This window comes from Chryseobacterium culicis, assembly GCF_002979755.1.
Taxonomy (GTDB): Bacteria; Bacteroidota; Bacteroidia; order Flavobacteriales; family Weeksellaceae; genus Chryseobacterium; species Chryseobacterium culicis_A.
The window spans coordinates 76,475-97,839 of sequence record NZ_PCPP01000003.1 but is presented as its reverse complement, the minus strand read 5'-3'; the positions used below and the strand labels follow the sequence as shown (position 1 = coordinate 97,839).

Annotated in this window: 23 protein-coding genes; 16 read left to right on the top strand and 7 right to left on the bottom strand. The window is 36.0% G+C overall.

Features of this window, described 5'->3' with window-relative positions:
- Positions 1 to 14 precede the first annotated feature (14 nt).
- Positions 15 to 515: a hypothetical protein gene (locus CQ022_RS17035; RefSeq protein ID WP_105683515.1), complete on the top strand. Its 501-nt coding sequence runs from the start codon at positions 15 to 17 to the stop codon at positions 513 to 515.
- A 281-nt stretch (positions 516 to 796) separates the two neighbouring features.
- Here the strand turns inward: CQ022_RS17035 and CQ022_RS17030 are convergent, their stop codons facing one another.
- Positions 797 to 1,198, bottom strand: a complete 402-nt coding sequence (locus CQ022_RS17030; protein ID WP_105683514.1) for a nuclear transport factor 2 family protein — start codon at positions 1,196 to 1,198, stop codon at positions 797 to 799.
- Between the two features lie 233 nt (positions 1,199 to 1,431).
- Between CQ022_RS17030 and CQ022_RS17025 the strand changes: the two genes are divergently transcribed.
- From CQ022_RS17025 to CQ022_RS17015, 3 genes are all read left to right on the top strand, one after another.
- Positions 1,432 to 3,582, top strand: a complete 2,151-nt coding sequence (locus tag CQ022_RS17025) for a TonB-dependent siderophore receptor (RefSeq protein WP_105683513.1) — start codon at positions 1,432 to 1,434, stop codon at positions 3,580 to 3,582.
- Between the two features lie 216 nt (positions 3,583 to 3,798).
- Positions 3,799 to 5,073, top strand: a complete 1,275-nt coding sequence (locus CQ022_RS17020; protein WP_228421762.1) for a PepSY-associated TM helix domain-containing protein — start codon at positions 3,799 to 3,801, stop codon at positions 5,071 to 5,073.
- A complete protein-coding gene (locus tag CQ022_RS17015; protein ID WP_105683511.1) occupies positions 5,057 to 6,109 on the top strand; it encodes an alpha/beta hydrolase in 1,053 nt (350 codons plus the stop codon). The genes CQ022_RS17020 and CQ022_RS17015 overlap by 17 nt, the downstream gene beginning before the upstream one ends.
- A gap of 207 nt (positions 6,110 to 6,316) precedes the next feature.
- Here the strand turns inward: CQ022_RS17015 and CQ022_RS17010 are convergent, their stop codons facing one another.
- On the bottom strand, positions 6,317 to 7,345 hold the full coding sequence (locus CQ022_RS17010; RefSeq protein ID WP_105683510.1) for a hypothetical protein: 1,029 nt from the start codon (positions 7,343 to 7,345) through the stop codon (positions 6,317 to 6,319).
- A gap of 18 nt (positions 7,346 to 7,363) precedes the next feature.
- Positions 7,364 to 8,218 carry a hypothetical protein gene (locus CQ022_RS17005; protein WP_105683509.1) on the bottom strand — a complete coding sequence of 285 codons (855 nt, stop codon included), beginning with the start codon at positions 8,216 to 8,218 and terminating at the stop codon, positions 7,364 to 7,366.
- A 69-nt stretch (positions 8,219 to 8,287) separates the two neighbouring features.
- Between CQ022_RS17005 and CQ022_RS17000 the strand changes: the two genes are divergently transcribed.
- The 10 genes from CQ022_RS17000 (at position 8,288) to CQ022_RS16955 (ending at position 14,501) form a co-directional block, all read left to right on the top strand.
- Positions 8,288 to 8,806, top strand: a complete 519-nt coding sequence (locus CQ022_RS17000) for a Crp/Fnr family transcriptional regulator (RefSeq protein WP_105683508.1) — start codon at positions 8,288 to 8,290, stop codon at positions 8,804 to 8,806.
- Between the two features lie 53 nt (positions 8,807 to 8,859).
- A complete protein-coding gene (locus CQ022_RS16995) occupies positions 8,860 to 9,405 on the top strand; it encodes a DinB family protein (RefSeq protein ID WP_105683507.1) in 546 nt (181 codons plus the stop codon).
- 52 nt (positions 9,406 to 9,457) lie between these two features.
- On the top strand, positions 9,458 to 10,336 hold the full coding sequence (locus CQ022_RS16990) for a hypothetical protein (protein WP_105683506.1): 879 nt from the start codon (positions 9,458 to 9,460) through the stop codon (positions 10,334 to 10,336).
- A 62-nt stretch (positions 10,337 to 10,398) separates the two neighbouring features.
- Positions 10,399 to 10,908, top strand: a complete 510-nt coding sequence (locus tag CQ022_RS16985) for a methylated-DNA--[protein]-cysteine S-methyltransferase (RefSeq protein WP_105683505.1) — start codon at positions 10,399 to 10,401, stop codon at positions 10,906 to 10,908.
- A gap of 97 nt (positions 10,909 to 11,005) precedes the next feature.
- Positions 11,006 to 11,194, top strand: a complete 189-nt coding sequence (locus tag CQ022_RS16980; protein ID WP_123864452.1) for a hypothetical protein — start codon at positions 11,006 to 11,008, stop codon at positions 11,192 to 11,194.
- Entirely contained in the window at positions 11,173 to 12,216 is a 1,044-nt protein-coding gene (locus tag CQ022_RS23300) for a bifunctional transcriptional activator/DNA repair enzyme AdaA (protein ID WP_105683503.1), read from the top strand. The genes CQ022_RS16980 and CQ022_RS23300 overlap by 22 nt, the downstream gene beginning before the upstream one ends.
- 62 nt (positions 12,217 to 12,278) lie before the next feature.
- The gene (locus CQ022_RS16970; protein WP_105683502.1) at positions 12,279 to 12,884 is read left to right on the top strand and encodes a CDP-alcohol phosphatidyltransferase family protein; all 606 of its coding nucleotides are present in this window, start codon (positions 12,279 to 12,281) and stop codon (positions 12,882 to 12,884) included.
- A 127-nt stretch (positions 12,885 to 13,011) separates the two neighbouring features.
- Entirely contained in the window at positions 13,012 to 13,614 is a 603-nt protein-coding gene (locus tag CQ022_RS16965; protein WP_105683501.1) for a DUF2911 domain-containing protein, read from the top strand.
- A gap of 3 nt (positions 13,615 to 13,617) precedes the next feature.
- On the top strand, positions 13,618 to 14,145 hold the full coding sequence (locus tag CQ022_RS16960; protein WP_105683500.1) for a GNAT family N-acetyltransferase: 528 nt from the start codon (positions 13,618 to 13,620) through the stop codon (positions 14,143 to 14,145).
- Entirely contained in the window at positions 14,142 to 14,501 is a 360-nt protein-coding gene (locus CQ022_RS16955; protein WP_105683499.1) for a cupin domain-containing protein, read from the top strand. Before CQ022_RS16960 ends, CQ022_RS16955 begins: the two co-directional genes overlap by 4 nt.
- Positions 14,502 to 14,564: 63 nt before the next feature.
- Here the strand turns inward: CQ022_RS16955 and CQ022_RS16950 are convergent, their stop codons facing one another.
- Together CQ022_RS16950 and CQ022_RS16945 are read right to left on the bottom strand one after the other, a co-directional pair.
- The gene (locus tag CQ022_RS16950; protein ID WP_105683498.1) at positions 14,565 to 15,320 is read right to left on the bottom strand and encodes a LytR/AlgR family response regulator transcription factor; all 756 of its coding nucleotides are present in this window, start codon (positions 15,318 to 15,320) and stop codon (positions 14,565 to 14,567) included.
- A complete protein-coding gene (locus CQ022_RS16945; protein ID WP_105683497.1) occupies positions 15,317 to 18,196 on the bottom strand; it encodes a sensor histidine kinase in 2,880 nt (959 codons plus the stop codon). Before CQ022_RS16945 ends, CQ022_RS16950 begins: the two co-directional genes overlap by 4 nt.
- A gap of 226 nt (positions 18,197 to 18,422) precedes the next feature.
- Here CQ022_RS16945 and CQ022_RS16940 point away from each other — a divergent pair, with 226 nt between their 5' ends.
- Both CQ022_RS16940 and CQ022_RS16935 read left to right on the top strand, forming a co-directional pair.
- On the top strand, positions 18,423 to 19,301 hold the full coding sequence (locus CQ022_RS16940; protein WP_105683496.1) for a T9SS type A sorting domain-containing protein: 879 nt from the start codon (positions 18,423 to 18,425) through the stop codon (positions 19,299 to 19,301).
- A 180-nt stretch (positions 19,302 to 19,481) separates the two neighbouring features.
- Entirely contained in the window at positions 19,482 to 19,862 is a 381-nt protein-coding gene (locus tag CQ022_RS16935) for a PEGA domain-containing protein (protein WP_105683495.1), read from the top strand.
- A 72-nt stretch (positions 19,863 to 19,934) separates the two neighbouring features.
- On the opposite strand, the gene CQ022_RS16930 is transcribed toward CQ022_RS16935, so the two are convergent.
- Together CQ022_RS16930 and CQ022_RS16925 are read right to left on the bottom strand one after the other, a co-directional pair.
- The gene (locus tag CQ022_RS16930; RefSeq protein ID WP_105683494.1) at positions 19,935 to 20,678 is read right to left on the bottom strand and encodes a dienelactone hydrolase family protein; all 744 of its coding nucleotides are present in this window, start codon (positions 20,676 to 20,678) and stop codon (positions 19,935 to 19,937) included.
- Positions 20,679 to 20,743: 65 nt separating this feature from the next.
- Positions 20,744 to 21,355 (bottom strand): HAD family hydrolase, encoded by a 612-nt coding sequence (locus CQ022_RS16925; protein WP_105683493.1) that lies wholly within the window; start codon positions 21,353 to 21,355, stop codon positions 20,744 to 20,746.
- Positions 21,356 to 21,365: the final 10 nt, after the last annotated feature.

Sequence of the window (21,365 nt, the reverse complement as noted above, 5' to 3'; positions counted from 1 at the left end):
ATCCAGATATAACCATGGCAGAATATTACGCGAAATCAAGCAATTCTTTATCTTTTGAAGTCACAAAAGAAGAGACATTAATTGGAAAACTTACTTATACAAGCTGGTTTAAATTTAATGCTGTCATTGAAATTGCAGAGGGTCAGAGCTATCAGGTAGAGCCGAAAGGTTTTTGGGGAACCACCATTGAGCTGAAAGATCATGAAAGAGTACTTCTGAAATTCAGGATGAACTGGAATGGTGAAATTGTGGTACAGACTTATTTTGACGGTATAAAGAATGGTTACCTTTTTAAACACAGAGGGATTTTTAAAGAATCATTTGTTCTTACAGATCAGGAAGGGGTAGAACTGATGATTATAAAGCCACATCTGAAGTGGACTTCCCTGAATTACGAATATCAGATCACAACTTCTGATGCCTTTGAAACCTTTCCGGAGAAAGAAATTGTGTTAATTAATGCTCTACACTGCGCCAATTACTTTATGTCTATGATGGCTTCTGCTGTGATTTGATAGATAATTGTAGACATTAAAAGCAATGTCATTTTCACGAAAGAAGAATCTCATTGATAATAAACTTGTTTAAACTTTTTTGAAACATTAAGATCACATTAAGGTGTTTAGAGTATTAAGATAAGCTTCGCTTTAAGCTTAAAAATCAGTATGATTTATCTTAACTTAATTATGCTTTACTGCTTAAATCCTTCTTAATGGTTTAAGAAATATCCAATATTTTTTGATAAGTTTAAACAATTCCAATGTATGTTGTTATCAATAAGATAAATAATCTTTAGCTATTTATCCAAAGCCTTTGAAACTGCCAAACTATCTTCCAGTAGTCTATAGCGTATAATTTTATCGTTCTGAATGCGCATCTGAATACAAAATAAAGACTCTACAACATTACCTGTTTCCAGCATCTTTGTTTCAAATTCTCCCGTAATAACAACATTTTCATCATCATTGAAAATATGGTCAATTTTAGCAGAAACGGGTTCCGTATTCTTCCATAATAATTCAAAAAAATCAGATACTTCCTGTTTATTGTTTCTTACTCCCAGCCACGCTGCTTTTTGCTCATCTCCAGGGATATACCAGTCTACGGTGTCAGAAAATAGGTTCGTTAGTTCTGTCAGTTTTCTTCCTGAAAGAAATTGAAGAAAGTGCTGAATGGTCTCTTGGATATTGTTGTTCATTTCTGGAAATTATAATGAATAATGAGATTTATATAACATCACATTAAGATAAGAAAAATTTAAACATGAATTATCGTATTGACCACATATCACAAATTATTTAATTTTTTTTCTTTTCGTTAAACCCTTTATTGGTGGGCCATTTCACAAATGTAATTTTATGATTTGTGTCATGTTTTTATTTAGAATTAATAAAAATAAGATAATTTTGCGGAACTAACTTAATTATAAACATGAAAAAAACAATTATTTCTGCAGCTCTATTAGCCGTAACGATGCTGAGTGCCCAGGAAACGGATACCATTAAAGTGGCTGAAATCCAGTCCGTATCACTACAGGGAACTCATAATTACAGAACCAAAAAATCCGAATCTATCGCACGACTTCCTCTGGAAAATCTGGAAAATCCTACTGTTTACAATCTTGTTCCTAAAGAAATCATCAGTGAAATGGGAGCAATGGACTTCAATACAGCCATGGCCTCTGCTCCCGGAGTAGTAGTAAGCAATAGTGTGAACGACAGCGGGAATGATATTTTCATGAGAGGATTCAGTTCAAATGCCAGTTTCAGAAACGGACTGACCCAAAACCCAAGGGTACAGTCTGAAATTGCTAATATTGAAAGAGTAGAAGTAATTAAAGGACCATCCGGAACTTTATTCGGAGGAACCTTAGCCAACTATGGTGGAGTGGTGAATATTGTCACTAAAAAACCCCAGGAAAACTTCGGGGGAATTATCAATTATACCACCGGAAGCTGGGGAATGAACAGAATCACAGCAGATGTAAATACCCCTTTGAATAAGGAAAAAACAGCATTAGCAAGATTCAATGTGGCGGCATATTCACAGGATTCTTTTCAGGATGCCGGCTACAACAAAGGATTGTTCTTTTCAGGAAGTGTTTTATATAAAGTAAGCGACAAAACCACAGTAACGTTGGATACTGAGTTTCATGCACCGGATAAAACATTGAATGCGTATGTAAGAAACTCAGAAAAACTGACGCTGCACTCCATGAAAGACCTGGAAGTTGCTTATAAAAGAGCGTTTACAAGCAATGACATCGGTTCCAAAAGAACCAATTTTGTAACGATGGCTGAGGTTACGCATCAATTCAATGATCAATGGACTTCCAGAACATCTTACCAAAGAGGGGAAGCCAATGAGAATGAATCTATCTTTTTAGTCCTTCGATATTTGAATAACAATCAGGTAGAAAGAATGATCCGCCCTTTTGACAGCTTTAAAGTGACAACAGATAATATCCAGCAGAACTTTACAGGAGATTTTAAAATTGGAAACTTAAGAAACCGTTTGGTGGTGGGAATTGATTATTTCCAGCAAAGAACAAAATATCAGTTTCCTTATTATGAAGCCAACGGATACAGCAATGTGTTCATGCCTTATGACAAAGTGAATCTCGACAGCTCTTCAGCATGGGATCCTATTTCAAGAAATAAATTCATGAATAAGGAGAGAAAATCCACAGAATCTGATATTACAACATTCAGAACAATCAGCGGTTACATCTCTGATGTTTTGAATATCACAGATAATTTTCTGGTAATGGCAAGTTTGAGAGTAGACAGCTATAAAAATGATGATACGGTTGTAAACGGTGTAGAAATCTCTACGAAAAACGGATATCCTGAAAATAAAGTGACAGGGTACAGCCAGACCCAGTTTTCACCAAAATTTGGATTGGTCTATGAAATTGTAAAAGATCAGATTTCATTCTTTGCCAATTACGTAAACGGATTTAAAAATTATGCTCCTTCACTGAATGAAGTAGGTGTTTTAACAAAATGGGATCCTGAGCAGGGAAATCAGATTGAAACAGGTTTTAAAGTAGATCTTTTCCATAAAAAATTACTGACAACCGTAAGTTATTATAATATTAATGTTAAAAACAGATTGGTTGCAGATCCAGGCGGAATAGGAAGTATTCAGGATGGTAATATCAAAAGTCAGGGACTGGAAATAGGAATTATTGCCAACCCTTTCAAAGGATGGAATATCGTTGCCGGATATGGTTATAACGACAATAAATATGATGACCGTAGCAAAGACAGCGGAAAAAGAATTGCATGGACACCAAAACATGTAGCGAATCTATGGACGAGCTACAAAATTATGGAGGGTGCTTATGAAGGGCTTGGCTTTGGGGCTGGGTTTAATTTCGTGGATAAAACCTATATCAATATTATTAATCATTTTCTTGCGCCTTCTTATACCACTGTTGGTGCTACAATTTTCTATGACAAGAAAAAATACAGAATCGGTTTGAAAATGAATAATGCCCTGAATGAAACCTATTGGAACTTCTACGGACAACCACAAAAGCCAAGAGAAATTCTTGCCAATTTTGCCTTCAAATTTTAATAAAAAACAAAAAATAATCTCAATTACAATATAAGGATGAAAACCGCAAGGGCGCAAAACTTTGATTTATAATACATACCTATTTCTGATGCCTTCAAGTATGCTAAAGTAAATGGCAGCAGGAATAACTCTTTTCACTTTACAAACACGCCATTATAAATACAATTGCGTCCTTGCATTTTCTACACTTACATTTTTTGGAGAATGGAAACAGATATGGAAAATAAAAAAACTAATCCTAAAAAAAAACAGGGAAAATCCCTTACCAAACGGATCATCGGCTGGCTGCATCTCTGGCTCGGGCTGGTTTCCGGAATCATTGTGCTTACGGTTACGCTTTCAGGAACCGTATTTGTCTTTTGTGACGAAATTATTGATCTGTGCGGAGGAAGCGCCAAATATGTTCAGGTTCCGGCGAATACCAAGAAAATGACTCCTGAAGAATTACTGACCCAATTCCATCAGCAGGTTCCGGATAGAAAAGCATTCTATTTTGATACTTATAAAGATGCAGACAGAAGCTTCAGAGTAGCATCAGCCACTAAACCGCCTAAAGATAAAAATGCTGACAAAGCAGAAAAACCCAAAAAGAAAGAACGTGGTCCAAGAGGGGTATTTGCCTATCATTATCTTGACCCTTACACCGGAAAAGTAATGGGTTCCACAAAAAGCTATGAATTTTTCTATGTTGTAGCGCATATCCATGCCCAGCTGCTGGCAGGAAAGTTTGGAAAAACGGTGGTTGGAATTGCTTCTATCATATTTTTTATCCAGTTAATTGGCGGATTGATTCTCTGGTGGCCTAAAAAATGGAATAAAACCACAAGAACGACAGCTTTTAAAATCAAATCAGGAACAAAATGGCGCAGGAAAAACTACGATTTTCATAATGTCTTTGGGTTTTATTCATTGCTGCCGGCAGTGTTCATTACCATTACAGGACTGATTATGGCTTATAAGGTTTTAACGAATCTTACCCAGCAGACTTTCGGAGGTGCTGTTGATGCCCATAGTATTGCAGAAAAATATGAGCCTAAATTTGATCCTGAGAAAAAAGCATTGTCCTATACTGATTTTGTAGAGAAAAAATTTAAAGAGTTTCCTGAAGCAAAGCAATTCAGAATGAGTATTCCCAGAAATGATTCAGCAACAGTTTATCACGTGGGCATAGCTCAGTTTATTGGTTTAAAAAGCCTTGTCAATGGCAAAAGTATAGAAACGAATAAATATACCGGGAATGAGATAGATTATCCCAAAGAAGTTCAGATGCATGAAATCATTGAGCATATGAATTTTGACCTGCATGTAGGCTATTGGGGCGGAATGTTTGGTAAAATATTCACCTTCGTTATCGGGATTATCTGCACCAGCCTCCCGATTACCGGATTCCTGATCTGGTGGGGAAGAAGGAATAAATCCCCTAAAAAGAATAAAGAAATTAAAAATATTCATCAACACAGAAAAGATTCACACCATGAACAACTGGTTTAAAATTGTATACCTCCCATTATTTCTACTGTTTACGTTGGGGAAAGCCCAGGAAAAACTGACCATTGGAGAGAAGCAAAATTTATTTTCAAAAGTTTTAAACGAAAACAGAGAAATCTGGGTTCACCTGCCTAAAACGTATAATGACAATACCATCAGCCCTGCAAAATATCCGGTGATCTATCTTTTAGACGGAGAAATCAATTTCGAATATTACACAGGATTAACAGATTTTATTGCCCGAACTCCTTATGCCGATATTCCGGAATGTATTGTGGTAGGCATTAAAAATACAGAACGAACAAGAGATCTTACACCCACTAAAACTCAGAAGAAAAGTCCTGTAAATCCCAATGTTATTCTTTTTGCAGACAGTGGAGAAAGTGAAAATTTCTTGAAATTTATGCAGGAAGAACTGAAACCATTCATCAGTAAAAATTACAGAACTCAGGATTATTCTGTGTTGGTTGGACATTCTTTCGGAGGATTATTTGCTATCAATACATTTCTTACAAATCCTGATTATTTCAATGCCTATGTTGCCAATGATCCTAGCTTATGGTGGGATAATAAAGTAATGATTGCAAAAACAAAAGAATATCTGGAAAAGAATAAGAAATTCCCGGTCAAAAAATCTTTGTATGTTTCTCAGGCTGATAATGAAGAACAGCAGAAAAACTGGAATTCCGATATGACCCAGGCCATTGAAGAGTTTAAAGGAATCATAGAAAAGAACGGATCTTTAAACTATAAACATAGTTTCTTCGAAGGTGAGACCCACGGAACTGTTTCCTATCCCGGAAATTATGAGGCTTTAAAATTCATATTTAAAGGATTCAGATCCGATATAAAGCAGCTTGCTAAAAATCCAACGTTGCTTGAAGAAGATTATAAAAAGTTTTCCGAAAAAATGGGAACAGATTTTATCCCTTCAGAAAACTATTTGAATGTAGTGATCAAGTTTATGAAGAGCAATGGCTTCAAAGAATCTGAAACCTATTTTATCCATCTGAAAGAGAGATATTATCCTAAGAAATAATAAACTGAACATAAAAAAGCCAATCTGTTAATCAACAGATTGGCTTTTTTTGATCTATAACGATTCTAAAAATAAGTTTTGGCTAAAGCCCGTTCCTATTTAATTTTTCTCGCAGATTCTGCTGATTGAGCAGATTTATTCTAAAAGCATATTCACACAGTTTGTCATTCCGTAGGAATCTATGCAGATTTTCTCCGAAAGTCTTTCCTAATGTCTGTTATCACAATTAATCGGGAAATCCTTCTCTTTTTTATCTAAAAAACTAATGGAAGGACAGCCAAATGACTGCGCAATAAATCCAAAAATAACCGGAGGTTTTCCTTTGAAAAGATGACCTGTAAATTGGAAAATATTGGCTTCATCAGCATCTATTCCATAAAGAGGAAGAAATTCTCCACCATCACTTCCTGCAAGGCTGAATGTTTTCTCAGCAATCTTTTCTTTACGATCATTGATAACGGCCAGCTTACGTTCTACGGGATTTCCCTCTTCAAGATAATCCTGAAGATAGTAGGTCATATTTTCATATTGTGCCTGATAGGACTTTCCTGTAGCTAACTTTGATGGACTGAAATATTTTTTAGAAATATCAGCATTTGCTTTTTGCCATTTTACAGCTTTCATTTTATTTTCTACAAAAGGATTTTTATTCCCGAAATAAGCGATGGCATTATTGTATCGGTCGTAGTCTGTTGTCTTTTGGTGAGTGGCAACCTGAAATCCCATCATATAAGAATCAGGATCCAAATCTTCACTATCTGTATAAGGACTTAGGTAAGCCACTGCTTTTAATTTACTGACAGCCATTTTTTGCAGCTTGTTAGATCCATACTCATAAATATAGAGAGAATCATTTTCAGTGAGATGAATTCCGGTGAGGAGTTTTTTTCTGCTGGGAGCATCCAGTTCAAAATGCTGGCGTTCTTCATACGTCATCTGCTTCTGGTTTTTAAGAATAGCAGCAGGAATAGGCTGCTCTCCTTTATAGATATCCGAGACAGAAATAAAAATTTCCATATCAGAATCTTTTTCGGCTGATGAAATGATAGAAAGACTGTAAATATTAAAGTTGGTATAATCTATTTTCTCTTCAGTTTTTGTTGTTTTTACAGAATCAATCGTAGTTTTTGTTTCTGTGACAACGGTTTTCTTTTCTTCTTTCTGACAGCTTACTATAACCAGTTGAAAAAACAAAAGTGCTGCGGCAGTTTTGATCTTCATTATCTTTCTTGGCATTAAGGTGTTTATCATATTCTAATTCATTTTGTAATAAGGTTCCGAAAAGTATTTGCTGGGTTTTATGTATGCCATTTTTCTCTCTGCATCAAATATCCAGATGAATCTGCGGAGCATATCGGCACCGAGGTAGCTTACATTTTGTGTTTTCAGCTCTCCTGAGAAAAATCCTACAGAAACATCTTTAAAAACCTGATTTCCCAATTTAAAATAAGGAAGAACTGCCTGTTTGGTAATTAAGCTTTTCCCTTCAGAATTTTTCAAAGTTTTTTCTCCGGTTACTTTTAGTTTTTTGTCCAGTTCCTTTTCTTCTGCGAAGGTATTGCTGTACAAAATTGTTCCTGAAAATCCGGATTGTAAAACAAAATAGGCTTCCTGCTGCTGATCCCCATCAATGATATTATCTCCGGCAAGGTAGAATCCATCATGATCTAAAATGATATTAATAGGTTGATAATCTTTCAGATCCGGCATTTTATCGTACATCACAAATTGATTGTTGTCATAATCAATTTTAAAAGCTTTGCCTTCAAAAATTCCGGTACCTATTTTTCCGTCAGCCTCATGACCTGTTAATTGGTTATCAAAAAAGCGTACATTTTTCTGGGTAATTTTTCCAATTTCTACGGTATTATGATCACTTATTTCGTCTTTATTGAAAATAATATGACCTGCTTTCAGCTTGTGTTCGGGAGAGATTGAATAATCTTTCATGGCAATCTGGAACATCAGATTCAGTGAATCTTTTTTGTTGACCAAAGTTTTGACAATGATATTATGATGTTTGGTGATCCGGAAAGGAATGGTCTGCTGTGCTTTCATTCCGGAAAATCCGATAGAAAGCAGCATGAAAAAGGCTGTTCTTTTGAGCATTATCAGTGATTAGTGTTTTAAAACTTTAAAATTACCTATTATCTTTGGAAAAGCAAATAATAAAATGAAATGGTTGAAAAATTACTTCAAAGCGGAATCCATTGGGAAAAGAAAGAATTCAGGCGAAATGAATTTCTTAAGATTTCGGGGAGTACAGATACCTCTATTTATTATATTGAAAAAGGAAGTGTCCGGATTTTTATGATGGATGAAAAGGAAGAAAGAATCATTCGTTTCGGATATACCGGAAATATTATGGTCTGCCTTGATTCGTTTTTATCAGAAAAACCCTCGGATCTTTATATTCAGGCGATTAAAAAAACAATCGTAAAAACAGCTTCAAAAAAGGATTTTTATGGGTTTGTACAATCAGATGATGAACATATGAAATTCTGGATCAGTATCCTCGAAGATCTGGTATTGCAGCAGCTGGAAAGAGAAACAGATTTACTGATCAACGCTCCGGGAGAACGATTTGAGAGGGTTTTAAAACGAAGCCCAAAGCTGTTTCAGGAAGTTCCCAATAAATATATTGCCAATTACCTGAGGATGTCCCCGGAAACTTTATCCCGACTTAAAAAATCTTGAGTTCAGTCAAGATTTAAGAATAATCAGATCAGGATATTTGTATAAAAAATATAATGAAAATTTCAACATCAGCATTATTGGATGAATTAAAAGGAAGAACCAGCCAGCATATTCAATATGCGCAAATGCTTATGCAAAAAACGGAAGAAGAGCTGAACTTCAGAATTTCGGCAGACAGCTGGAGTCCATTGGAATGTCTGGAACATCTCAACCGATACGGAGACTTTTATATTCCTGAAATTACCAACAGAATAGCTGCATCCAAAACTTCTTCGAAAACTATTTTCAAACCAGGAATTCTAGGGAATTATTTTGCGAAAAGTATGCTTCCCAAAGAGAAACTGAATAAGATGAAAACCCTTAAGAAAATGAATCCTCTACACAGCCAGTTGAATAAAAATGTTGTGAATGAATTTATTGTCCAGCAACAGCAGTTCCTTGAATTATTAGAAAAAGCCCATAACGTTGATCTGCAAAAAACCAAAACAAGCATCAGTATTTCAAAGCTGATCAAACTGAAACTGGGGGATACTTTCCGTTTTGTTATCTATCATAATGCGAGGCATATGAGGCAGATTCAGAAAATAGTCAGTTCATAATGTTGGAGTTATTTATGAACTTTTCATAGTTTTGCGGAGCTAAAAACCTTTTATGAAAAAATATTTATTAGGAATTTTATTCTTTTCGATTGTAGCATGCGGAAGTTCAGATGATTTAGACAATCAACCCCCCAATAATGATCCACCATTAGGTAAAATTAAAACGCTTACTATTAAAGATGAAGAGCAGGTAAATGGGGTAGTTTCTATGATTGAGAAACTTGATTTTAAATTTGAGTACGACAATGATAAATTGGTTAAGGTTTGGGATATTAATGGAAATTATACTGAAAATCTTAGCTATACCAACGGATTACTCACCTCAATTTCTATTGAAGGAAACACTTATCCCGGACTTTCTGATGCCTCTCCATTCAGCGAAAAAAGAAAGCTTATTTATGATAATAATCAAAGACTTATAAAGGTAGAAAACATAGATGTGAACTATGTGAAGAATTACAAAACCTTTGAATATCCCTCTGGAGATATCATTATTGTGAAAAACTATATTAATAATTATTCTGGTATACCATTCAATACAGATATGCTTAAAATCTATATGAATAATAAGAATGTAACAAAGGTTGAAAGATATGAAGAAGGAAATTTATCTAAGTTAGGAAATGTTATCACTTATGAATATGACAATAATATAAATCCTGATTTTTTGATTGACAGGAACAGAATATTGGCACTACCTGAATATGCTTATAACATTTTCATGCTTCAGGATTACTCACAGATTTCCAGGAATAATATAAGTGAAAAAGTTGTGTATTATTTCGGTTCGCTGCCTGATAGCCCGAAAAAAGAAATTAAAATGGTTTCTCAATATCAAAATAGTGATCTCCCTTTCACTATTTATTATCAGGAGAAGATCGATAATACTCCAAATGATTATGTAAGAGTATCTGCTGTTTATGGATATTAAATTATTTTTTATATAAATTTAAACCTCGTAAGAAAGCTTATGAGGTTTTTTATTGTCATGAAATGGAAATACACCAAAAAAACATATCAACTCCACTGGGAGAAATGATTGCCTGTGCTGTAGATCAGGGAATATGTCTGCTTGAATTCACAGACCGGAAGAATATTGATAAACAACTGAAGGCTTTGGCAAAGGTTCTGAAAGCTGAGATTGTAGAGAAAGAACATCTGCATTTCACACAGCTGGAAAAAGAACTGGAAGAATATTTTGAAGGAAAAAGAAGCCATTTTGAAACACCTTTATTGACCACAGGAACTGAGTTTCAGGAAAAAGTATGGCAGTTGCTCCGTGAAATTCCCATGGGAGAAATAAGAACGTATAAGCAGCAATCAGAAATATTAGGAAATCCGAAGGCGATACGTGCCGTAGGAACAGCCAACGGAATCAATAAAATCGCCATTTTAATTCCCTGTCATCGTGTAATAGGTTCTAATGGTGAATTGGTAGGTTATGCCGGTGGTATTTGGAGAAAGCAAAAGCTGCTGGAACTTGAAAAAGCAATTTTATTTTAACCCCGAACTTCAGTTTTACATGATAATTTAAAAAATAGTTGTTCATTTTTCGGTTGTATAGAGCGCAATGATCTTTCTACTTTTGAATAAAAAAAATATGATTGGTTTTAAGCAATTACCTCATGATAAAGAACCATTACTCTTTGGGAATGGAGAAAGTGCAAAAGTACATGAAAAGCCAGACTGTTTTATGTACAGAGAGCTTGAAAAAACAAGTAAGACGATGACAACAGCAGGAAGATTTTCACCCCTTTTTATTGAATCATGGAACTCACAGAAAAAATAATGTACGAGGCATCTTATATGAAGGATGTTTCATTCGAGGGAATATTCTGGATGGGCGTAAAGACTACAGGGATATTCTGCAGACCCACCTGTACGGCAAGGAAACCTAAATTTGAAAACGTAGAGTTTTTTTCCAATACTAAAGATGCGATGTTAAAAGGCTATCGCCCGTGTAAAGTATGCAGACCTTTGGAAAACCTCAATGCAACTCCTTCATATATCAAGGAATTACTGAAAGAAATTGCTGATGATCCCACCTTGAAGTTTAAAGATTATGATCTCGTAAAAAGAGGGCTGGAACCCGCAACAATCCGGAGATGGTTTCTGAAACACCATGGAATAACTTTTCATGCCTTTCAGAGGATGTCGAAACTCAATACTGCTTTTAAAAAACTTCAGCAGGGAGAATCAGTTACAGAAGTTGCATTTGATACAGGATATGAAAGTCTGAGTGGTTTTAATGAGAGTTTTAAAAATATTTTTGGGGTTTCTCCTAAAAAGAATAGCATGGAAAAAGTGATTGACCTGAAGAGAATTGAAACCATGCTGGGAACGATGATAGCCTGTGCTGATGAATTTGGGATCTGCCTGCTGGAATTTTCAGATAGAAAAGCGCTTCCTACAGAACTTAAAAGTATCTCAGAATATTGTAAAGCGAATATTATCCAGGGGGAAAATCCCCATTTTACTATGCTGGAAGAAGAACTCAAAGAATATTTTGAAGGAAAAAGAACTCAATTTACGGTTCCTCTTTCTTTGGTAGGAACGGTTTTCCAGAAAGAAGTCTGGAATATTCTCAGAGAAATTCCTTACGGAGCAACAAGAAGTTATCAGGAACAGGCTGATATCCTTGGGAACCCTAAGTCCGTAAGAGCGGTGGCTAATGCAAACGGGTTAAATAAAATTTCAATTTTAATTCCCTGTCACCGTGTGATCGGAAGTAATGGGCAGTTAACCGGATATGGAGGAGGAATCTGGAGAAAACAAAAGCTATTGGAGCTTGAAAAGGCTATTTTGTTTTAGTAATCTTCTCAAAAGAATTTATGGCATAGATTTTATTCATTAGAATCCTATTTTACCATTTTATGACATCAAAAATTCCGATTATTTTAATTTTCTCAAGGCTTATTATTGGGTTTGTTATTATTTCCTTAAGCCTTATTAAAGTAGAGTTTTATCAGACAATCGCTGTTGTTCTTTTATCTTTAGGATTATTAACCGATATTTTTGATGGAATTATTGCCAGACATCTTAATATTTCAACGCAAAAACTCAGACGTCTGGATTCTACTGTTGATCAGATTTTTTTCATCTCAGTAGGTGTTGCTGCTTATATACAATGCCCTGATTTTTTCAAAACCAATGCTTATAAAATCATAATTCTTACAGGTGCTGAAATTCTGATTTATCTGGTAAGTTTTTTGAAATTCAGAAAGGAAGTGGCTACACATTCCATTGGCGCCAAGATCTGGACTTTATTTCTTTTTGGAACACTGATTCAGGTTATTTTACAATGTCAGTCAGTGATTTTATTTAATCTTTGTTTCTGGGTTGGACTCCTTACTAGAGCAGAAATTATAGCGATTCTTTTACTGCTGAAAACATGGACCAATGATGTTCCTTCCGTTTATCATGCCATCCTGCTTAGAAAAGGGGAAACGATTAAGAAAAATAAATTGTTCAATAGTTAATCATTTACTTTTTATAAGAATTTGATTAAAAATATCTTCATAGAAAAATATCGGTAAAACAAAAATTAACGAAGTTTGTGAAAGCTATTTCGTTTTGATTTTTGTAATTTTAAGCAAAAATTTACACGTGAAAAATTTAATAATAGCAGTTTGCATTTCAGTTTCAGCATTCAGTTTTGCTCAGGATTATTCTGTGCCGGCAGCAAGTCCACGTCAGAAGGTTGAGCAGCAGTTTTCAATGTCTAAAATCTCTATTGACTATGGAAGACCGGGAGTGAAAGGACGTAAGATTTTTGGAGAATTGGTTCCTTATGGCCAGGTTTGGAGAGCAGGAGCTAACTCATCAACAAAAATTACTTTCGGACAAGCCGTTAACTTCGGTGGAAAAACAGTACCTGCAGGAACTTACGGACTATTCATCGTTCCTACAGAAAAAGAATGGAAAGTAATCCTGAATAAAGATTTCCAGCAATGGGGAGCTTATACTTATGATCCTAAACAGGATGTAGTAGATGTTACTGTACCCGTTAATAAATTGACAGACAAACAGGAGTGGTTTGAAATTACCCTGAATCCTACAGACGAAAACACAGGAAACTTAGTTATCAAATGGGATATGGCTCAGGCAGAGGTTCCGTTGAAGCCGTCAAAATTAGATACAGTAATCAAGATTTCTGACAAACTGAAAGAAATCAAGAAAATAGAATCAGATTCTTCTAAAAAGAGTTAAACAATGAATTTTTCTGTTCAGCCTGTTTTAGAGAATGAAGAATTTCAATTAATCCCCTTACAGCAAGGGGATTTTGAATCTTTATATGAAGTAGCTTCCGATCCTAAAGTTTGGGAACAACATCCGAACAAAGATCGTTATAAGAGAGAAGTTTTTGAAAACTTTTTTACAGGAGCTATGGAGAGTAGAGGAGCTTTCAAAATTATGGAGAAAGCTACCGGAAATGTATTGGGAAGCAGCCGTTATTATAACTTTGATGAAGAGGATAATCATATTTTCATCGGATATACTTTCTATGGAACAAACTCCTGGGGAAAAGGGATCAATCCTCAGGTTAAGAAGCTGATGCTGGATTATATTTTTCAGTTTGTAGACAAAGTTCATTTCCATATTGGAAAAGAAAATTTCCGTTCACAGACTGCTTTGGAAAGGCTTGGAGGACAAAAGATTGCTGAAGAGGAAGTAGCGTATTTCGCAGAGCCTTCAAGAACCAATTTTGTTTATGAAATTAAAAAAGATGACTGGGCATGAAAAAATATAAAATCCAACAATCTCCATTTGTAGTTCCCACTACAGACGGAAAGCTGATCGAAGAACATTGGGGAAATTCTACCGGAAATTCTAATGTTTCCATCGCTCATATGGTAGCACCTCCGGATTGGAGTGAGCCTCATCAGACTCCTGAATTTGATGAATTCACTTATATCATTTCAGGGAAAAAGCAATTTGAAATTGATGGCGAAATTGTTGTTTTGGAAAAAGGACATAGCATTCTTATTGAAAAAGGGGCGAGGATCCGTTACAGCAACCCATTTTCAGAACCATGTGAATACCTTGCGATCTGCCTGCCTGCTTTCTCTATGGAGTTGGTAAACAGAGAAGAATAAGGAATAAATAAAATCAAAACATAAAAAGGCAAATTGGCGAATCAGCGAATTTGCCTTTTTCTATTATTTTATTCTCTTAATAATCCGGAGAAACTCATCTTTTTTCCTCTGTGATACCTGTAAAGATGTTTCATCGCTCATAATGATATAGCCGCCGCGTCCTCTGATGTATTTTTCAACATGCTGAAGATTGATGAGGTGCTGATGATGAATACGGACAAAGCCTTGCTCTTTCAATGCTTCTTCAAAATAGGCTAATGTATGGGAGATCATCATTTTCTTTCCTCCTTTGAAGAAAATAGAAGTATAATTGTCATCAGCCTGAAGACGTACAATATCAATGGTGTGAACATATACAAGACCTTCCAGGGTTGGCAGCGCAATTTTGCTCTGTTCTACAGGACTTTTAATATGATGAAGCAAAGCAGATAACTGTTGGATTTTATTTTTATCTTCCAAAAGTCTGGCAACCCTGTTTACGGTAATGATCAGCTCGTGGATCACAATAGGTTTCAACAGATAATCTACTGCATGATGTTTAAAGGCCTGCACAGCATACTGATCATAAGCGGTCACAAATACAGTGTAAAAATTACGGTCTGATATCTTTTCAAATAACTTAAATCCGTTTTCAACAGGCATATTGACATCCAGAAAAACCAGTTCCGGAGACATTTCCCTGATAACTTCCACTGCTTCGTTCACTGAACCGGCTTCCCCGATGAGTTCAACGTCCGGACAATATTTAGATAGAAAACGAAGAAGAGTTTCGCGTGATTCCTGTTCATCATCTACAACGATAGACTTTATTCTGCTCATAGAAATGGAGTGTTTTTAATGGTTATTTTTACAATAGTTCCCTGAACATCCGGATTTATACTCTTTTTATCCGTGATTTCTGTAGAAATGGATGTTCCATATAGTTCGTTAATTGCGGAAATTCTGCCGGCAGTAATTTTCAGTCCCATGGATTTATAATCGTCCGGTCTGCTGTCAAATTCACGGGCTTTTTCAAACCCCACACCGTTGTCTTCTACAATGCATATGATAGAATCTTCACTTCTGCTGCAGGAAATTTGCAGAATTCCTCCTGTTTTTAAATGTCTCAACCCATGGCTGATGGAATTTTCAGTATAGGTTTGAAGGAGCATAGTCGGAATTTTTAACTGTTCCAATCCTGCATCCACAGATATTTCATACGTGAAATGATTCTTAAAACGCATCTGTTCCAGTTCGATATACGTTTTCAGCATAGCCATTTCTTTCTCAATGGTGTTCCAGTGTTCTTTGGAGTGAGTAAGGGTTTTGCGGATCAGATCTGAAAAGGCTGCCATATAATAATTGGCATTCAACTCATCCTCTTTACCATAATAATTCTGAATAGCATTCAACACATTGAAGATAAAATGTGGGTTGATCTGAGCACGGAGCGCCTGCATTTCCAGTTCAGCAATCATCTTTTTTCTTTCGGTTTTTTCAGCTTCCTTTTTGCGGATAATATTGATGCGGTGCCTGTATATCACAATAATTAAAATCAGCAGCAGCAGGAATATTCCGCCCATAAACCAAAGCTCTTCCCAAAATGGTGGTTTTACAGCAATAGCCAGTACGGCAGGTGTTTTATTCCAGCTATTGTTTTTTCCGGAAGCCCAGACGTTGAGCTGATAGTTTCCAGGTTTTAAAGCACCCAGATTTAATGTACTTTCTTCTGTAATTACGGTATCATTTTCTGCTCCGGACAAAAGATATTTATACTTAATGTCTTTTTCATCCAGATAAGAAATGGCGGTGTAAGAGATCTGAGCATTATTCTGGTTGTATTTCAGGCTGATCTTTTGGGGATAGTACACAATGCTGTCTTTAAACGATGCTTTAAGGAAATACACTTTGTAAGGCTGGCTTTTGCTGACCTGATCCTGATTGATCACAATAATACCATTAGATGTAGCGAGAAAAGCTTTTCCTTCTCCAAAGGTAATATTATTGATCATGTGGCTCGGAACTCCGTCAGCTGCCGAAAAATGATAAATAGAGTAGTGCATACGGTCATCGAAAGTAACCCTGGATAACCCTTTGTCTGTATTGATCCATAATCTTTCCTTTTCGTCTATATAAGCTTTTTCACAAATATTACTGATGAGACCATTTGTGGTATTCAGCTTTATTACTTTTTGGCCATCCCGTATAAAAATACCATCAGAATGAGTACTGATGACAAGCCTGCCTTTCAGAAAATTCAGTGAGGTAATACGGTTTTTGCCTAAATAAGGATCCTGAATAAATTTTTTTAAAGATTGATTATAATAAAATAAACCCTGTATTGTACCCAGCCAATACACACCCTTTGCATCAATGGCTGTTGCCGGAGCTGCAATGGAAATCTTCAATTCAGGCAACTGACTGAATTTTCCTTCTTTTAGATCATAAAGAAGATGATTTCTCGGTTTGGTTTCCGTTTGGCTTAGAAGGATGGTATTATTTCTGATGGCGGCTGATTTCTGAGAATATTCAAGAAGTTTTGTGTATTGATTTCCGCTTAGGCTGCATTGATATAAACCTCTGTCTGTTCCAGCTAAGAAAATATGATCATTAATAGGTAAAATATACCGGAGTCTGTTCCATTGTCCGTCACCCAGCGTATATAATGGTTTGAAGCTGTTTTTTTCTCTTATCATAACAGCACTGTTGTTATATCCTGCCAGAAGTTTTCCTCCAGACAGGTATTTTACTATTAAAACATTATTATCAATAAGCCCGTCTGCTGTAGTATACACGAGGGTCTTATTGGTGGGCTGCATATAAACACCCTCATTGGTAGGATACCAGCTATTGCCTTGTTTATCTATAAAACTGCTATAGCTTACAATGCCTTTCATTGCAATATACCGTGGATTTTGATTCGTACCTTCATCAGGATTGTATTCCAGAATTCCGCTTGTGGTACAGATCCATATTTTGCCATTTTTACCTATTGTAAGATCAAGGATATTGCTGGGCATTTCAATTTTTTTGACAACAGGTATATTTTCTTTAAATACCAAATCATAAAGAATATTATAGTATTTCGCATACAAATGGCCATTGAGATAAAAAAAAGGTTTTATGGCTTTTTCCTTAAATGTATAAACAAGGGTGGATCCCGGATGATTTTTCCTTATGATTCTTTTTGTAGAGATATAGTACTCATTCCCTTGATCAGAGAAGTGCAGGTGCGGAGATTGTGCTGTGCTGTCTTTTGGATTAGAAATGCTGTTCTTACCTATATTGTATTTTTTATGCTGATCAGCGTATGGGCTCCATCTTGGAGCAATATCATAAAAACCTATTTTCCTTTTTTCCATGAGACGGCATAGCTTGTCATTCTGTGCAGAATATACCTTTCCATTATAAATATAGGTGGGGCTTCCATTATAGGTGCTTACCCATAATCGCTGCCATTCATCTTCCCATGCCTGAAAAGTTTCATTATCCGGAAGTCCGTGATTGCTGGTGATGGTCTCAAAATGATGCCCGTCAAACCTTGAAATTCCCCAGCTGGTACAGAACCAGATAAACCCTTTACTGTCCTGATACACAGAATATACTGTGTTACTGGGCAATCCGTCACTTAAGCTATAGTGCCGGAGCTGTGGCTTCTGACTGTATATCAGCAGGCTATGAAACAGCAGGAATAATATGAGACGGTAATGATGCATAGTTTTCAGGCTAATATAGAAAATTCCCCAGAATGAGAAATGCCCCCAAACATCATATTTACAGCTTTTTTACGCATTCAAAATAACAAAATACTCGCCTGTGTTTTTATCCTGCTCACTTACTCATTGGTTCTTTTTTTTTCCTTAAAAAAGAGACAACTTGTACCTGTTTATCGGTAACGGCGTCCCGTGATAAGAAAGAACGCTATCACCAAAATATTACTTTATGAAAAAAACTTTAACAACGATCTTTAGATCATCAGAATCATTTTTAAGAGGAAGAAAAGCAGGTTTTCTTCTTGTAGCGGCTGTATTTTGCAGTACAGTTTTAAGTGCTCAGTTTGTTCCCGTTGACCCCTCAGGTACAACAGTAAGTGTAAAGAGAGAAGACCAATCCCCGGTTCCATTACCTAATGCTCCCGGATATGTTCCCTCTTCGGTATCATTACAGTTTAAGACAGGTTCAATAGTAGAAACAAAAGGTTTTCCGGAAGGTCAGATTACTACTCAAAATTTTTTACTTCCGGATGTCTTTACAACTATAGGAAGCCCACCTGTAATACGTACTTTTAAAGTATCTTTTCCTAATCCGGGTCTGACAAGCCGTTATTATCCAATTCCAATGGCAATTGGAGGAGCTACAACCATTATTCCGGGATGCTGGACCCCTGAGATGGATCGTGGATTATTTTATGATATTGGCTCAAATAGCAGTTATGGATATGGAGTAACTCTTACCCGTACTACTTCTACAACCTATATTCTTCAATGTACTAAATTTCTCTGCTACATATGTGATACTAACCCATGTACTCCTATAACTTCAACTTTTAGTAAAACTTCAGCTGGGCAGAACAAAGCGAAACTTTATCCCAACCCAAGCAGCGGATTTTCAGAGTTTGAGTATACTGCTTCAGGAAGAGAGACCATTACGGTAATGGTAACTGATATTGCAGGTAAAACATTATATGGATATAAGACAGATATTGAATCAGGGGTTAATAAACTGCCGATAGATCTTCAAAAAGGATTATCAGGAACTTATTATGTAAACTGGAGCTCCAGTAATGGAAATGCAGGTTCATTACCCATTATAAAAAAATAAAGATGTACCGGTAAAAACTAATATTGATGAAAGAGCGCACTAAGGTGCGTTTTTGTGATTTATTATCCTGTAATCCTTATGATTACTATGTTTTGTAAGATATTTGCATCCATTGATAGCGTTTGTTTTTGAATTATTTTGTAAGTTCGCGGACTTAAAAAAATGAACTAATTAAGATCTATGAAAAACAAATTATCAATTGTATTGATGCTGGGGATTGCCTTTTCTACCACTTCATGTGCAACCATTTTTACAGGAACTCAGGATTCAATAGCTTTTTCTTCAAATCCTGAAGGGGCAAAAGTGTTTCACAAAGGAATAGAAAAATGTACAACACCTTGTACAACTAAAATCCCAAGAGCTTTGGGTAAGCAGATGGTTACCTTTGAAAAAGAAGGATTTGAGAAGAAAGAAGTAAAGCTTACCAAAAACTTTAATGCTGTGACTTTACTGAATATTATTCTCGGAGGAGCAATAGGAGTGGGAATTGATGCTGCTACAGGCTCTCTGACCAAATATTCCCCAAAGAAATATGATGTAGAGCTGCAAGCTAAACCATAATTAATTCTGATAAAAAATAAAAGGCAAATCCACTGAACTGCGGATTTGCCTTTTTTATTTTGGTTAGTAATTCTATTTCAGTATTTCTTTCAGGAACATCAGAGTATGGTTCCATGCTCTTTTAGCCATTGTTGCATTATAATCCGGAGATTTCGGATCTGTAAACGTATGTTTTGAATGGGCATACGTAATAATCTGCCAGTCGGCATTTCCATCGTTCATTTCTTTGATGAGGTTATTGTAATCATCCGGAGTTACACTTTTATCATCAGCCGGATTCTCAACCAGAATTTTTGCGGTTAAGGGTTCATTTTTTCTGCTTTGATCTCTGCTCAGGCTTCCATGAATAGACACCACACCCGCTACAGGCAGATGTCCTCTTGCGGATTCCAACGCACCTGTACCCCCAAAACAATAACCGATAACCGCTATTTTATCAGAAATGGCTCCGTTTTTCTTGAGTTGTTCTAATGCCAGTGAAATTCTTTTCTGGTACTCCTGATAATTCTGTTTATAATATCCTGAGCTCTTTGCCGCAGATTCATTGTCGGCAGGAATTTTTCCTTCCCCGTAAATGTCAGCGATAAAGGCAATATAACCTTGTTTTTCAAGCTCCGCAGCTGCTGTTTTAGCTTCTTCATCAATACCTTTCCAGGCAGGAAGAATCAATACACCCGGAAGTTTTTTTCCTGCATTGGACGTAATGAGACCATTCAGTTTCTGCGAACCATCCTGATAAGAAACAGTTTTAAGTTTCTGACTGAAAAAGGTTCCCGAGGTGATCATCATGGTGGTTAATAAGATGGAACGTATCATAATTAATTGTTTGTGAGTTAGAAATTGATAAAAGCAGTATTAAAATTAAGAAAATATTTTAAAGACTAAACCTCAACTCCAAATTTCTTCAATTCCTTTGCTAAGTCTGTCTCCGGGAAAACCTGAATCGTAATAAATCCCAGTGATTTTGCCATTTCAATATTCTTCGTATTATCATCTATGAAAAGAGATTCTTCTGCTTTGATGTTGTATCTTTCCAACAATACATGCCAGATTTTAGGGTCAGGTTTGATCAGTTTTTCTGTTCCGGACACTACAATTTTACCTTCGAAGATCTGGAAGAAATCATAGTTTTCCAATGCATAAGGGAAGGTTTCTGCAGACCAGTTGGTCAGTCCGAATAAATGATAATCCGTATTTTTAAGCTTTCGGAGCACCTCTACATTCTGTGGAATATCGCTTTTCAGCATCACAGTCCAGTTGTCATAGAAAGCGCGGATCTCTTTTTCCCATTCCGGGAATTTTTTCACCTGAATTTCTGTTCCTTCAGCAAGACTTCTTCCTCTGTCCTGTTCTACATTCCATTCATCCTGAGCGATGTTTTCAAGGAAGTATTCCATTTTTTCATTATCATTAAAATATGTTTTGAAATAATATCTGGGATTCCAGTCCATGAGTACCCCTCCGAAATCGAATATGATGTTTTTTATTTTCATAATAATTAAT

Excerpts from the sequence above, each read along its gene's own strand:
- CQ022_RS23300 (WP_105683503.1), top strand. The coding sequence starts at position 11,173 with ATGGAACTCACAGAAAAAATAATGTACGAGGCATCTTATATGAAGGAT.
- CQ022_RS16930 (WP_105683494.1), bottom strand. The coding sequence starts at position 20,678 with ATGATACGTTCCATCTTATTAACCACCATGATGATCACCTCGGGAACC.
- CQ022_RS16945 (WP_105683497.1), bottom strand. The coding sequence starts at position 18,196 with ATGCATCATTACCGTCTCATATTATTCCTGCTGTTTCATAGCCTGCTG.
- CQ022_RS16990 (WP_105683506.1), top strand. The coding sequence starts at position 9,458 with ATGAAAAAATATTTATTAGGAATTTTATTCTTTTCGATTGTAGCATGC.
- CQ022_RS17030 (WP_105683514.1), bottom strand. The coding sequence starts at position 1,198 with ATGAACAACAATATCCAAGAGACCATTCAGCACTTTCTTCAATTTCTT.
- CQ022_RS17010 (WP_105683510.1), bottom strand. The coding sequence starts at position 7,345 with ATGCCAAGAAAGATAATGAAGATCAAAACTGCCGCAGCACTTTTGTTT.
- CQ022_RS16995 (WP_105683507.1), top strand. The coding sequence starts at position 8,860 with ATGAAAATTTCAACATCAGCATTATTGGATGAATTAAAAGGAAGAACC.
- CQ022_RS17025 (WP_105683513.1), top strand. The coding sequence starts at position 1,432 with ATGAAAAAAACAATTATTTCTGCAGCTCTATTAGCCGTAACGATGCTG.
- CQ022_RS16935 (WP_105683495.1), top strand. The coding sequence starts at position 19,482 with ATGAAAAACAAATTATCAATTGTATTGATGCTGGGGATTGCCTTTTCT.
- CQ022_RS16925 (WP_105683493.1), bottom strand. The coding sequence starts at position 21,355 with ATGAAAATAAAAAACATCATATTCGATTTCGGAGGGGTACTCATGGAC.
- CQ022_RS16980 (WP_123864452.1), top strand. The coding sequence starts at position 11,006 with ATGATTGGTTTTAAGCAATTACCTCATGATAAAGAACCATTACTCTTT.
- CQ022_RS16950 (WP_105683498.1), bottom strand. The coding sequence starts at position 15,320 with ATGAGCAGAATAAAGTCTATCGTTGTAGATGATGAACAGGAATCACGC.
- CQ022_RS17015 (WP_105683511.1), top strand. The coding sequence starts at position 5,057 with ATGAACAACTGGTTTAAAATTGTATACCTCCCATTATTTCTACTGTTT.
- CQ022_RS17005 (WP_105683509.1), bottom strand. The coding sequence starts at position 8,218 with ATGCTCAAAAGAACAGCCTTTTTCATGCTGCTTTCTATCGGATTTTCC.
- CQ022_RS17035 (WP_105683515.1), top strand. The coding sequence starts at position 15 with ATGGCAGAATATTACGCGAAATCAAGCAATTCTTTATCTTTTGAAGTC.
- CQ022_RS16955 (WP_105683499.1), top strand. The coding sequence starts at position 14,142 with ATGAAAAAATATAAAATCCAACAATCTCCATTTGTAGTTCCCACTACA.
- CQ022_RS17000 (WP_105683508.1), top strand. The coding sequence starts at position 8,288 with ATGGTTGAAAAATTACTTCAAAGCGGAATCCATTGGGAAAAGAAAGAA.
- CQ022_RS16960 (WP_105683500.1), top strand. The coding sequence starts at position 13,618 with ATGAATTTTTCTGTTCAGCCTGTTTTAGAGAATGAAGAATTTCAATTA.
- CQ022_RS16940 (WP_105683496.1), top strand. The coding sequence starts at position 18,423 with ATGAAAAAAACTTTAACAACGATCTTTAGATCATCAGAATCATTTTTA.
- CQ022_RS17020 (WP_228421762.1), top strand. The coding sequence starts at position 3,799 with ATGGAAAATAAAAAAACTAATCCTAAAAAAAAACAGGGAAAATCCCTT.
- CQ022_RS16970 (WP_105683502.1), top strand. The coding sequence starts at position 12,279 with ATGACATCAAAAATTCCGATTATTTTAATTTTCTCAAGGCTTATTATT.
- CQ022_RS16985 (WP_105683505.1), top strand. The coding sequence starts at position 10,399 with ATGGAAATACACCAAAAAAACATATCAACTCCACTGGGAGAAATGATT.